The 12,712-nt window shown below is 38.6% G+C and carries 12 protein-coding genes and 1 tRNA gene; 7 read left to right on the top strand and 6 right to left on the bottom strand.

The genetic code is table 11. The features are described 5' to 3' along the window. Positions 1-92 precede the first annotated feature (92 nt). Positions 93-1,460, top strand: coding sequence for an amino acid permease (locus DYI25_RS07570; protein WP_213367793.1), 1,368 nt, complete (start codon positions 93-95; stop codon positions 1,458-1,460). Positions 1,461-1,644: 184 nt separating this feature from the next. Here DYI25_RS07570 and DYI25_RS07565 read toward each other — a convergent pair whose 3' ends face one another. The 3 genes from DYI25_RS07565 to DYI25_RS07555 all read right to left on the bottom strand — a co-directional run bounded on the left by DYI25_RS07565 (position 1,645) and on the right by DYI25_RS07555 (position 4,333). Continuing rightward, positions 1,645-2,289: a phosphatase PAP2 family protein gene (locus tag DYI25_RS07565; RefSeq protein WP_213367792.1), complete on the bottom strand. Its 645-nt coding sequence runs from the start codon at positions 2,287-2,289 to the stop codon at positions 1,645-1,647. Positions 2,290-3,168: 879 nt separating this feature from the next. After that, a tRNA-Arg gene (locus DYI25_RS07560) sits at positions 3,169-3,242 on the bottom strand. A 278-nt stretch (positions 3,243-3,520) separates the two neighbouring features. After that, complete coding sequence (locus DYI25_RS07555; protein WP_213367791.1) at positions 3,521-4,333, bottom strand: YitT family protein; 813 nt, start codon at positions 4,331-4,333, stop codon at positions 3,521-3,523. Positions 4,334-4,515: 182 nt separating this feature from the next. Between DYI25_RS07555 and DYI25_RS07550 the strand changes: the two genes are divergently transcribed. Next, a complete protein-coding gene (locus DYI25_RS07550) occupies positions 4,516-4,773 on the top strand; it encodes a DUF1292 domain-containing protein (RefSeq protein WP_213367790.1) in 258 nt (85 codons plus the stop codon). A 92-nt stretch (positions 4,774-4,865) separates the two neighbouring features. After that, positions 4,866-5,396, top strand: a complete 531-nt coding sequence (locus DYI25_RS07545) for a GNAT family N-acetyltransferase (RefSeq protein WP_213367789.1) — start codon at positions 4,866-4,868, stop codon at positions 5,394-5,396. Between the two features lie 125 nt (positions 5,397-5,521). On the opposite strand, the gene DYI25_RS07540 is transcribed toward DYI25_RS07545, so the two are convergent. Beyond that, a complete protein-coding gene (locus tag DYI25_RS07540; RefSeq protein WP_213367788.1) occupies positions 5,522-6,415 on the bottom strand; it encodes a YitT family protein in 894 nt (297 codons plus the stop codon). Positions 6,416-6,593: 178 nt separating this feature from the next. On the opposite strand from DYI25_RS07540, the gene DYI25_RS07535 reads away from it, so the two are divergent. Continuing rightward, the gene (locus DYI25_RS07535; protein WP_213367787.1) at positions 6,594-7,739 is read left to right on the top strand and encodes a cation:proton antiporter; all 1,146 of its coding nucleotides are present in this window, start codon (positions 6,594-6,596) and stop codon (positions 7,737-7,739) included. Positions 7,740-7,822: 83 nt separating this feature from the next. On the opposite strand, the gene DYI25_RS07530 is transcribed toward DYI25_RS07535, so the two are convergent. After that, the gene (locus DYI25_RS07530; protein ID WP_213367786.1) at positions 7,823-8,029 is read right to left on the bottom strand and encodes a YwbE family protein; all 207 of its coding nucleotides are present in this window, start codon (positions 8,027-8,029) and stop codon (positions 7,823-7,825) included. A 271-nt stretch (positions 8,030-8,300) separates the two neighbouring features. Between DYI25_RS07530 and DYI25_RS07525 the strand changes: the two genes are divergently transcribed. The 3 genes from DYI25_RS07525 to DYI25_RS07515 all read left to right on the top strand — a co-directional run bounded on the left by DYI25_RS07525 (position 8,301) and on the right by DYI25_RS07515 (position 10,907). Then, positions 8,301-9,017, top strand: coding sequence for a hypothetical protein (locus DYI25_RS07525; RefSeq protein WP_213367785.1), 717 nt, complete (start codon positions 8,301-8,303; stop codon positions 9,015-9,017). A 297-nt stretch (positions 9,018-9,314) separates the two neighbouring features. Next, a complete protein-coding gene (locus DYI25_RS22725; RefSeq protein WP_342032485.1) occupies positions 9,315-10,139 on the top strand; it encodes an STAS domain-containing protein in 825 nt (274 codons plus the stop codon). A 21-nt stretch (positions 10,140-10,160) separates the two neighbouring features. Further along, positions 10,161-10,907 carry a Cof-type HAD-IIB family hydrolase gene (locus DYI25_RS07515; RefSeq protein WP_213367784.1) on the top strand — a complete coding sequence of 249 codons (747 nt, stop codon included), beginning with the start codon at positions 10,161-10,163 and terminating at the stop codon, positions 10,905-10,907. Between the two features lie 50 nt (positions 10,908-10,957). Here DYI25_RS07515 and DYI25_RS07510 read toward each other — a convergent pair whose 3' ends face one another. Continuing rightward, a complete protein-coding gene (locus DYI25_RS07510; RefSeq protein WP_213367783.1) occupies positions 10,958-12,640 on the bottom strand; it encodes a glycosyl hydrolase family 28-related protein in 1,683 nt (560 codons plus the stop codon). Positions 12,641-12,712 lie beyond the last annotated feature (72 nt).

Below are 12,712 nucleotides of genomic sequence, written 5' to 3'. Positions count from 1 at the left end.
TGAGACTCGGCTTTTTTCTAGCCTTCTTAGTATGCACATAAAATGCAGTTGTTTCTCGAATGATAATACTTGCTGAGGAAGGGGGTAAAACAATGGATTATTTCCTGCCATCATCAAAGCAGGGAAGCGGAAATAGTTCAAATCAGGGAGATTTGAAATGGTGGCAACTGTCACTAATTGGTGTTGGATGTACGATTGGAACTGGTTTTTTTCTTGGATCAGCTATTGGGATTAAAATTACCGGCCCATCCATCGTATTTTCTTTCCTCCTTGCTGCTTTTGGCACATATGTCGTTTATAATTTATTGGCAAAAATGACAGCTCAGGATCCTCAAGATGGCTCGTTTTGCTATTATGCAAAGAAGGCTTATGGTCAATGGGCCGGGTTCAGTTGTGGATGGAATTATTGGAGTTCCAATATCCTGATTATGGGAAGCCAGCTTACTGCTCTTTCAATTTTGTCACAATTTTGGTTTCCTAATATACCTTTGTGGCTTTTCGCTACTGGTTATGCCATCCTTTCTATAGGTGTTGTCCTTACGGGAAATAAGGGATTTGACAAGGTAGAAGATTTTTTAGCCATCATTAAAACGGCTGCCATTATAATGTTCATTTTAATTGCTGTGGCGGCTCTGTTTGGCTGGTTTGATTTAGAAACGAAACAAGTGATTGTGCCAAATTCTACACAAAAGCTGTTTCCTGAAGGCTTTAAAGGATTCTGGTCGTCGCTGATATATGCATTTTATGCATATGGAGGGATCGAAGTAATAGGCCTGATGGCAACAAGGTTGAAGAATAAAGAAGACGCTCCGAAAGCGGGAGTTATCATGCTTGTTTTACTGGTTATCATTTACGTGCTTGCTTTGGGGCTTGCGGTCATTATGGCAGCACACGGTGCCTTTCACCATAAAGAAAGTCCATTTGTTACAGCCCTTGAGTCATATAAACTAGCCTTTTTTCCTCATGTGTTCAACGCAGCGATCATCATTGCAGGCTTTTCAACCATGACAGCTTCGTTGTTTGGAGTGACCACTTTGCTCGTTACGCTAGCTGCTGATGGAGATGCTCCGATGGTCTTCGCCAAGAAAATTAAAAAGTTGAAAGAGCTTCCCCTTCCATCGCTGGGACTGGCAGTGGTTGGTTTAATTGCATCAATCATTACAGCCTTGCTGCTTCCGGGCAAAATTTATGAGTACATTACTACAGCAGCAGGAATCCTGATTTTATTCAATTGGGCTTTCATTATTCTTTCGGCTTTGAAATTACTTGAATTGAAACCATGGGGGAAGATCATTTCTTTTATAGGGATTGCCCTTATTCTTGCTGCTGTTAGCGGGACGATAATGGAAAAGAGCATTCGTATGGGCTTCTTTATTAGCATAATTGTTGTCTTGCTTATTGGTATGATATCTTTTGTTTTACAGAAAAAAGTATGGAACAAAGCAAGTGGAGCAAAATAACGCAATTTGCAAAAGTTTATGGCAATATCGGAATACGGGTTACCAATATCAAACGGTAGCGTCTGAAGAACTATATCCCGTTAAACCTGATGTGAGAAGCGAAGAGGATATCGAAAAATAACAATAAATTCTAATGCAATAAAAAAGAGCTGCACTCGCAGCTCTTTTGTATGAAGCAGATATTTCAATCTTTTACATATACCGTATCTGCTTTTTCGGCAACTTTAAATTCAAATAATTCAAAGACAATTCCATAAATAAATGAAGTTAAAAACATCGATGCGAACATATCAAGTATATAGTGCTGTTTAACAAACAATGTAGAAATAATAATCAACGAACCCATTACCGGTACGAAAATCGAATGGGTGATATGTTTGTTGCGAATGTTAATGTTGCCAAGAATAATGGCAAAAGTAGTTAATACATGAATGCTGGGGAAAGCATTATATGGTTGATCATGGCTGTAAATCATGCCAACAAGCTCTATAAAGATTCCTTCACCAACAAGGTTAGGGCGTGGTACGGTTGTTTGGAAGAAGAAGTAAATGACGAAACATACTAACTCCCCAACGACAATCATAGTCAATGTTTTTAAATATACCCGCGTATCCTTAAACCAAAAATAAATTAGATACCCCAATATAAAAGCATACCAAATGATATACGGTAAAATGAAGATTGGAAGGAAAGGGATCTTATTGTCTATATCTGTCGAAAGGATTACAGCTTCTCGTGGGTTGTTATTCAATATTTTATAAATTAAGCCCAGTACTGGCATTACCAGCAAAGCCAATAAATAAGGTAATTCTTTTATTTTGGTTTTCATCTGTCACTTCCCCTTTTGCTAGTTTGCTCATGGTGTATAAATACCACAAACCAACTTAATTAATCCTCGTTCATTAGATTGATATAGTAATTGCAACCATTAGTCCTATCAACTATATAGACGCATTTAATAGGGGTTTAGTTCCAACTACCTAATAAATACTCTTATTTAGTGCTCAACTTTTTAAATACAAGGAACAATGCAAGACATAAAGGTTCAATTGCTGGTGACACCATCATAATGGAAGATCTCAAACAAAAGGAGAAACAGTTTACAACATGAAGAGTGAGAAATTCAAAGTCACCGTTTGGAAGATAAAGGAGGATTTTGCATCATATATAGAAGGAACCGCCAGCATAAAGCTTTCAAGAAAAAACCGGAATCTAGACAGGTTTGGAGTCAACAAGCGAAAAGCTGTCAAGAAAAAGCCGGAATCTAGACAGGTTTGGAGTCAACAAGCGAAAAGCTGTCAAGAAAAAGCCGGAATCTAGACAGGTTTGGAGTCAACAAGCGAAAAGCTGTCAAGAAAAAGCCGGAATCTAGACAGGTTCAGGACCACCAGGCGAAAAGCTGTCAAGAAAAAGCCGGAATCTAGACAGGTTTGGGGTCAATAGGCGAAAAGCTGTCAAGAAAAAGCCGGAATCTAGACAGGTTTGGGGTCAACAAGCGAAAAGCTGTCAAGAAAAAGCCGGAATCTAGACAGGTTTCGGATCACCAGGCGAAAAGCTGTCAAGAAAAAGCTGGAATCTAGACAGGTTTCGGATCAATAGGCGACAAGCTGTCAAGAAAAAGCCTGAACAAGAAGGATGAATGTTCGTTGGATGGGAGGAAGGGATATATAAAATAAAAAAACCTTGATTTATAATCAAGGTTTTTAAGCGTCCCAGAAGAGATTCGAACTCCCGACCTACAGTTTAGGAAACTGTTGCTCTATCCTGCTGAGCTACTGGGACATGATAAAATTTAAAAATGAAATTTCGAAAAAGTTATTAGTTCAGTGTTTTATCCCGTCTTCATCTCGGAATGTAGACCAAGAAGCGGCTCGATGAGTACGCTGAAGCAATTACAGTGAAGCGGTTTCGGGCGTGCTGAGCTACTGGGACATGAATGGTAATCCTCTATTGCAGCGACTCAATTATTATACGATGAATCTGTGAGAATTTCAAGATAAATTTCCCTTTAAAATTTAGATAGCATTCACGAAGCTGTAATCCCAGCTTCGTGAATTTCTTTAGTGCTGTTTTCTATGAAAAAGTCCCATTACTTCGAGTGTTTCGGTTATGTTAACAAATGCTTCTGGATCGATTTCTTCTATTAGTGTTTTGACTTCTGTCAGCTCATAACGGGAAATGACTGTAATGATGACGTTGCTCTTTTCATTCGAAAAGCCTCCAACAGAGTCGATCACTGTTACTCCACGATAGACGTTTTTTAGCAAATGCTGCTTTACTTCTTCGCCTTTTCTGGTGATAATCATCAACGTTAGCTTTACGTGATGGGTGTGTACCTTATCGATTACTTTGCCAAGAACGAAGATGGAAACCAGCGTATTCAACGCAGCGTCCCAGCTAAACAAAAAGCCTGATAACAAAATAACGACAGAGTTCATTGCGAATAACAGGGTTCCCATAGGAAAGTCTTTGCGTCTTGCCAAAAGCATCCCAATAATGTCAAAGCCTCCAGATGAACCAGATGAACGGAATATAATCCCGATACCCAATCCAACAATCGCTCCGCCGAATATAGAGGAAAGTATCGGATCCTCTGCAAGTTTATATACTGGTATAACATAAAGAGTAATAGAAATAGAAATGACGGAAAGGATCGTATATAAGATGAATTTACGTCCCAATTTTAAATACCCTAAAACTAATAGGGGGAAGTTTAAAAGGAAATTGTAAACACCGGTATTGATGGATGTTAGCATAGATAAAATGATGGAAAGACCGCTAATCCCGCTGCTCATGATTCCGTGGGGGATTAAGAAAAGGTTAAATGCAAATGAAACAATGATTGAGCCAATGATGATTCCTGCTGACTTCAAAAACGACGCCTCCAAAAAAACAGTGTGTAAAAAATATTATATAGATGAAAATAAAGAAGTGAATTTAAAAGTTTATTTAAAATTCATTAAGTATTTTGATTTGAAATAGCCTTCATGCAAGAAATTATATTAATTTCAAGGAAGGGAAAGATAAAGTGACGATTTATAGGAGGTGGGCTGTTTTGAAAAATGATTCAATCAGGGACCTGGTAACAGTAACAGATGATAGGGGCAAGGAGAGGCAATTCGAAGTAGAAGCATTATTTGAAATGAATGGAGAATCCTACGCTATGCTTAGGGATGAAGAAGGAACAGTGTTAATGAAAGTCGAAGAGCAAGGTAGTGATCAATTCCTCGTTGGCCTTGAGAGTGACTTTGAAAAGTCACAATTGCTCGATGCCTATCAAATTGCTGTTGATGCCGCACCTGCGGAAGATTGAGTAAAGTCGTCCAAACTGGGCGGCTTTTTTTGAAGGATTTTTTGTAATTGTTGTAGAAATAAAAAATAAAAATTATTTAATTTGGGGGACATATGGAATTTCCTGTTTTAGAAACAGATCGGCTCATTCTCAGGGAAATTACTACGGAGGATGCTGAAGATTTATTTATCAACTTTTCCAACGTTGAAGTAATGAAACATTATGGTTCGGAACCGATCGAAAATATTGAAGAAGCACTAGGCCTGATCCATTCTTTCCAGATAGGATTTAATGAAAATAAAGGTATAAGATGGGGCATCCAATTAAAAAACACAAAAAGGCTTATTGGTACTGTTGGCTTTCATGCCGTTTCAACAAAACATAGGAGAGCAGAAATAGGCTATGAGCTAAACCAGAGATACTGGGGACAAGGATTGGCTAAAGAAGCAATCGGGATAGCTGTTGAGTACGGATTGAAAGAAATGGAGTTAAAACGAATTGGCGCGGTTGTTTTCCTTGAAAATAAAAATTCAAATGAATTGCTCCTCAAACTCGGTTTTCAAAAAGAAGGTATTCTGAGAAGTTATATGATTCAAAGTGGAGTTTCGTATGATACTTATGTGTACTCACTATTAGCGAATTAATAATAACTGGAAACAAAACTCAGTTAATCGATCTTTATTACACTTTCTGAAGTAGTTCGCTTGCATTATTTAAATGTAACAAGACAAAAAGCTCAGATTTCTGAGCTTTTAGTCTTGTCTGTATACTAGTGGATATTCCGTTTTTTGAATCTGCCACCACGCACTTCCGCAATATTTCCAACAGCAAGGAAGGCTGACTCATCCAATTCCTCGACAATGGACTTCAGTTTTGCTTCCTCTAGACGTGTGATGACACAAAAGATGACTTTTTTATCATCCCCCGTATAGGCACCCTCACCGGTTAAATATGTGACACCACGGCCAAGTCGAGCCAGGATGGCATCACCAATTTCCTTGTGCTGGTCACTTATGATCCAGGCTGCTTTCGATTCATCAAGTCCAGCAATGACTATATCAATCGTTTTGAATGCGATGAAATAGGCAAGGATTGAATACATCGCACGGTCCCATCCAAAGACAAACCCTGCAGTGCCAAATATGAAGATATTGAAAAACATGATGACTTCCCCAACAGAAAAGGGCAGTCTTCTGTTTGCCAGAATTGCAAGTATTTCCGTACCGTCCAGAGAGCCCCCATATCGGATCACTATTCCAACTCCAGCTCCAAGAACAATACCGCCAAATACAGTTGCCAGAAGTAAATCTTCTGTAAAAACAGGCCAATCATGCAGGAAGCTGGTCGTTAAAGACAACACAGTGATTCCCAATACGGTTGATAATGCAAAGGTTTTTCCGATTTGTTTATAGCCAATGAAAAAGAAAGGGATGTTCAGGATAAAGATAAAGAGGCCGAGGCGCCAGCCCGTCAAATGTGAGAGGATGATTGAGATACCAACAATACCGCCATCAAGTATTCTGTTCGGGACCAGAAATTCCTCGATACCAACGCCCATCAGGACAGCCCCTAAAATGATGAAAAAAATTCTTTTTGCGAGTTTTGTTTTTGTGATGCCCTTATGCTGCTGCTGGACAAGGGCTGTCTCCGGATTGCTGTTCATTTCTTCCCCCTTAATAAATTTCTTCCAAACAGATTATATTGCTTATTTTATCATAATTTTTTAACGATACTGAATTAAAGAGCTTTAAGGATTTATATTTCCAGTGTTGGAATGAAGGGATTTGGGTAGTAAATAGGAAGGTTATTGCTTTTAAAAATTTAAAAGGTGTTGTTGCAGATTGAATTTGACTTTAGTCATTGGACTATTTCTACTTGTGCTATTTTTGATAGGTATAATCGGCATCAAATTAATAAAAATTCCAGATATATTATTATATATTATACTTGGTCTCATTTTATCCTTGGTTATTAAGGAATCAAAGGTAATTGAAGTGGCCGGAGAGATTGGTTTAGTCCTGTTATTTTTGATTTTAGGGATGAAATTTCCAATTAAGAGGCTTATTACTAACAGTGCCAGGGTATGGAAAGGCGGCTTGCTGGATGCTTTCCTGGGGATTTTTGTGACCGCGGGAATCAGCCTGCTGTTCGGACTGGACTTGGTCTCATCTTTAATTGTCGGAGGGATTGTCTATGCTACCAGTTCCTCTATTACAGCGAAACTGCTTGAAGATAAAAACAGGACTGAAAACAAAGAATCAGAATTCATGCTCCTAATCCTGGTTTTTGAGGATTTGATTGCACCAGTTCTTGTAACCGTATTGATTGGTCTTTCGGGTGAAGGGTTTACGGTAACTGATTTTCTTTTAATTCTATTGAAAATTGTACTTCTCGCAGGTATTGCCGTGTTCTTTGCAAGGGTTGTCATCAAAAAAGCTGAATCAATTTTAAAAGAAATCGACCAAGATGACATCTTTATTGTGTTGATCACGGGGATTGCGCTAACCTACGGAGGCATTGCGATGATGCTCGGCTTATCAGAGGTGATCGGGGCATTCCTTGCTGGAATGATGCTTTCTGAGCTTTCAATTAAGGACAAGGTAGAAAGGGCGGCATTGCCAGTAAGGAATATATTCCTTCCATTTTTCTTCTTGAACTTTGGCCTCCATATTGAAATGACCAGCGACATTCCGTATTTAGGACTACTGATTGTGCTCGTACTTTGGTCATTGATCCATAAATTGATTGTAGGTTATGTAGGAGGGCAATGGTATGGTCTTTCGAGAAGTGATTCATTGAAGGCAGGCCTATCACTGACTCAAAGAGGTGAATTCTCCGTGATCATAGCTGCGCTGGCAACCGGGGAGTTAAAGATTTTTTCCAGTATTTATATTTTGGTAATTGCCATCATAGGAACAATGATGTTTCAGTTGGCACCGAGGTTGAATAAATTGATCGTTGAAAAAGTGCAAGAAAAGACAAGTTAAAGCATTAATGGGACTTCCCTTTAATGCTTTTTATATTGTCTTTGGAAACTTTCTGGTTTGCTTTCAGCGGAAGGTAAAATAACTTACTCCAGGATTTCCTTTACACGGCCTACTTGTCCGTCCTCTAACCTCACCTTAATGCCATGAGGATGTGTGCTCGAATTTGTGAGGAGATCTTTAACGATTCCTTTAGTGAGCTTACCGGTCTTCTGGTCAGCTTTAAGGACAATATTTACCTTCAAGCCAGGTTTGACTTCGTTTCGGTTTCTGCCATCTTTTCTATTGGACATGTATAACCCTCCACAATTTTTTTCTAATATACTCTTTTATATAATATAGCGACCAATTAGTATTCAATTCTACCATTTTTTACTTTATTATAAAGTAGGGCTTGTTTCGTGGACTTGTTGCTGTTCTATAAAAACTATAAATTGGCTTTAAATAGCCCATGTTTAGAATAGAAACGAACAATATGAATAGTTCGGCATAGGCTTGGATGATTATACTAAAAGCAACAATAAACTCGAAATAGCTTAAGTAAAAAGGCGAAGAGGGATAGGCTTGAAGTTTTGGAAACTGGCTTTACTAATTTTAATCATTTTGCTTATAGTTGGCGGAGTTTTTTATTTTCAAAAGAAACAGGCAGAAAAATATAACGGTCTTCCGATCATACCAGAGCGTACAACGGATATTCCTCTATATAGCGGCTTGAAGCCAGCTAGTCCGGTTTATATTACTGAAGGGGATCAATGGGAAGAAATCTTGCACTTTTACGAGAATGAACTTCCGAAAAATGGATGGAGTTTAACAATGTCGCAAACATCATCAGATAATTCAGAGGATGGAGCTGGATTTACTTCTTATTGGAAAAAAGAAAACACACCTTGGGTATTATCAATAAGTGCGGCATATTTTATGAACTTGAATCAAACAGAGGTCGTTTTTGATAAAAGTGAAGGACTGAAGGCTGACCCATGGATCGATGTAGAAACTTTGGAAATCTGTATCAACGAACAGCCGGATCGTAGCGATGAGTGCTTCAAAATGACCGACAAGCAAACAATTGGACAAATAATCAGCTTGATTAATGGAGCTTTAGTAGTGGATCCACAACAGATTTATTATAACGGAAAAAGCGTTATTGATTTTGGCGGCATATCAATTGATGTATACTACGACCTGGAAAAAGGGGTTTATTTCGTCTCTGATAAAGGGGCGAAATGGATGAAACCACAGAAAGAATTTTTTGAGTTGACGAAAATATCTAAGGAATATTGATTAATGGATTCTACTTCTCACTGGCTTGGATTTCTTGAAATACAGGAGGATCATTTACCTAGGCCAAGCAGATTATTTTCATAACAACATCATGTATTCGCAGGTTCAAAGAAGAATAATTGTTGTTAAAGGTGTATCCTATTGTTAAGTAAAGACGATTTACGCATTGATTGTTTAGCTTTACTAACATTTCTTTGCATCCGAATGTGAAAACAAAATGCATAAGTACTCGTAAACTTTTATTGTAAAAACGGACGAAATTTACAAAATAACCTAAGTAAAGGGGAAGTGACCTTTGTGAATCCAACTTCAGCAGTAGCGAATGAACTAATACAAAATTCCGAATCCCTTGCAAAGGAAATGGTAAATTCCATACTTGAATTAATTGGTGTCGAGATACCTAAGCAGGAAATTGACCAGGCAATTATTGTATTTACTGATTATCTTAAATTCCTGGGCGACTCAATTAGGAATGAGGATGAGACAACTTCTCAGGGACTTCTTGAATGGAGCCAGAAAAATGGAGAACGCGAAGCAGCTAAAGGCGGCAGAATTTCTGACATCCTTCTTAGGTATCCTCCTACAAGGATCGTTTTCATCGATAAAATGGCAGAAATTAGTTTGAAGCATAGTGTTAGCACGAAAGATTTAATCTGGATTAATAAAAGAGTGAACAATATGCTTGATATAAGCATTAATGAAACAGTATTTGCGTTTGAAAGGCAAACCTCGAAGCTGATGAAGGAAGTCCAGGATGAAGTGGATACTTTATCAACTCCCGTAGTCCCGATACAAGAAAACGTAGCAGTGTTGCCTTTAGTAGGGAAAATGGACCATGACCGGGCAGGATTGATAATGGAACGAGCTATTCCGTTGGTTACAAAGCAAAAAGTACAGTCGTTAATCATTGATTTTTCAGGAATCGTCACAATCGATGCCACGATAGCCAAGCACATTTTTGATATCCATAATGTTTTACGATTATTAGGTGTGAATTCTATTGCTACTGGAATGAGACCGGAACTTGCCCAGGCTGCAGTGGAGGGTGGGGTGGATTTTTCAAACTTCAATACTTTCGCTACTGTAAAACAGGCCATTGATAGTATCAATAAAGAAATATAAAGCAACTATAGGAGGATCGCTTTGAGTAATAAAAAGCCAGATATCAAACTAATTGCATTGGATATGGATGGAACGCTTCTAGATGACAGGCATGTGGTGTCAGAGGAAAATAGACGAGCGATCAAAGAAGCAGAAAAAAAAGGGGTGCGTGTTGTACTAAGTACTGGCCGCAGTCTCAAAACAGCAAGGGATTATGTATTATCTCTAGAGTTGTCTTCTTATCTTGTAACGATCAACGGTGGAGAAATCTGGGGTCCAAATGGAGAATTGGTTCAACGAAGCATGGTAGATACCGAACACATTAAATGGATGTATGAACTATCCCAAAAGCACAGGGCAGGATTTTGGGCGACTAGCAGTGAAGACGTCTGGCGCAATAAAATGCCAGAGGACCTGTTTTCTCAAGAATGGATTAAATTCGGCTTCCACATTGAAGAAGATGAAATTAGAGAGAGTGTACTGAAAGAGTTAAAAGATAAGGGAATATTCGAAATTAGCAATTCAAGCCTGAAAAATATTGAAGTCAATGCTCTGGGCATCAATAAGGCCAGGGGGTTGCAGAAGGTTTGTGATCTATTGGGAATTTCAATGGACAATGTAATGGCAGTGGGAGACAGCTTGAATGACATTGCCATGATTACTGAGGCAGGTCTTGGAATCGCGATGGGCAATGCCCAGGAAACAGTAAAGGAAGCTGCCGATGATGTAACAGGTACAAATCAAGATGGCGGAGTTGCCCAGGCAATCCAAAAATGGGTGCTCTCATAATCAAGGAAGCAGGTTGCACTGCTTCCTTTTACATTTTTTTGCTATATATTTTAGACGGTGGTTTGATTTTGGGAAGAACCTCCTAAAATAACCTCCTTGAAACCTTTTGAATCAATTTCCTTCACCAGAGCTTTATTCTCTGCAAGTTCGACTACAGTCTGTCCATTAACAGCTTCTGCGAATACCTTCTCAACTGCTGAGTTTGCGACTCCTTTACCTATTTGAATCGTTTTAGGTGCCGAATGTCTTGAAAGCAAATTCCGGATTTTAACATTATCTGCGTGATTACTGCCGCCAAATACCTTTATATCAGAGCCTGCATTTGTAAATCCGCTTAATTCAACATTTTTTAAAATTATATTTCTGGAACGATACTGTATGGCGATTGCTGGTTCACCACCATAGTCATAAGAAGGATCACCAATCGCCGTAAAATGGTTAACAGCTACATTTTTATAGGCTGACAGTACCATCGCCCTTGGCGAAGAGTTTGCATATAACTCGGTATGGATCGGCTTATATGAAATAATATTTGCCGCTCGTATATTGATTGCTGTTTTTGACTCTGGGTCTTTTTCCTTGTGATGTCCTATATGCCTGAAATTATAAGAACGATTGTCATTTACAGATAGATGGCCTATGATGACAACATTATTAGCTGCTGAAGAAGTATGATGCGCTTTGATTTCAACTCCGCCAAAGCATCTTGCGGATGAATTGTTCAATAGCCAAACATTTCGCGATCCATCATCTATTTCGATTCCATTTGAATTTGAAAACCCATTTTTATGGGTTTTTCCGCTTGGATCACTCATATGGCAGTTTGAAATGAAGATATTATCGCTATGATGAGTCGTAATGCCGTCATCGCCGAAACCATAGCCATTCAGATTGTCGAGCCAGATAAACTCACTTCCGCCACGAGCCCGATAGCCATCACCATAATAATTGTATAGGGGAGATGAAATATCAAAACAGTGAAGACCGGGGTTAACACCTTCTACATCCTTCACCCAACCATATTTCACATTGGCATATAGAAGGCAACTAGAATGATTACCCCAGGTACTGGTTTTTTCGGCATTTCCTAATCGTTCGACGTTCCAATCCAGTGTCATTCCTTTCACATATACATTTCGATTTCCGGTACGATGGTTTTTATTCGTTATAAGTCTTCTGCTTTTAGGTGCTGAATCATGTAGTTTGATGACCGTTTTTCCTTTTCCTGCGCCGACCAGATAGATGAAGGATGGCAGTTTTATCTCTCTTACGACATAAACACCCTCAGGAATATATACTTTCACTCGCCCTTTACCAATTGCCATTCTGAAAGCCTCAGTGCTATCAGTTTTTCCATCCCCAATGGCACCAAAATCATCAATATAGACCTCGCGATGTATTTCCTTAAGTAAGTGTTTATATTGCTCATTCAAACTTTTCATCCATTCAGGAAAGACATTGCCGTTAGAGTCAACAATGGTATCATAATCTTTAGCATTATCGAAAGCCGATTTAGTCTGGATTATTCTCCGTAAACTAGCAGTGAAATTGGTGAAAAAGGAAAAGATACCTGAATTTGTATTCATGTTTAGAGGTCGGTAATCCTCGCTTGCTTCTTTAAATAATTCGTTTGTCTCTTGAACCAGTTCAGCTATTTTTAAACTTTTTCCTGATAATCGTGAAATTAGTTCAGCATTTTTTCTAGGATCATGATTTCTATCTATTACTACCATCTTGTTCCCACCTTTTAAAAAAACTGCTTGAATATTATTTCCCTTTAAGGGGAAAGATAATCTTTTCATGCT

It is taken from the genome of Mesobacillus boroniphilus (assembly GCF_018424685.1).
GTDB lineage: Bacteria > Bacillota > Bacilli > Bacillales > Cytobacillaceae > Mesobacillus > Mesobacillus boroniphilus_A.
This window is presented reverse-complemented; position numbering and strand designations above follow the sequence as displayed.

Coding starts and splice junctions, on each gene's coding strand:
- DYI25_RS07565 (WP_213367792.1), bottom strand. CDS start 2,289: ATGAAAACCAAAATAAAAGAATTACCTTATTTATTGGCTTTGCTGGTA.
- DYI25_RS07510 (WP_213367783.1), bottom strand. CDS start 12,640: ATGGTAGTAATAGATAGAAATCATGATCCTAGAAAAAATGCTGAACTA.
- DYI25_RS07545 (WP_213367789.1), top strand. CDS start 4,866: ATGGAATTTCCTGTTTTAGAAACAGATCGGCTCATTCTCAGGGAAATT.
- DYI25_RS07530 (WP_213367786.1), bottom strand. CDS start 8,029: ATGTCCAATAGAAAAGATGGCAGAAACCGAAACGAAGTCAAACCTGGC.
- DYI25_RS07570 (WP_213367793.1), top strand. CDS start 93: ATGGATTATTTCCTGCCATCATCAAAGCAGGGAAGCGGAAATAGTTCA.
- DYI25_RS07540 (WP_213367788.1), bottom strand. CDS start 6,415: ATGAACAGCAATCCGGAGACAGCCCTTGTCCAGCAGCAGCATAAGGGC.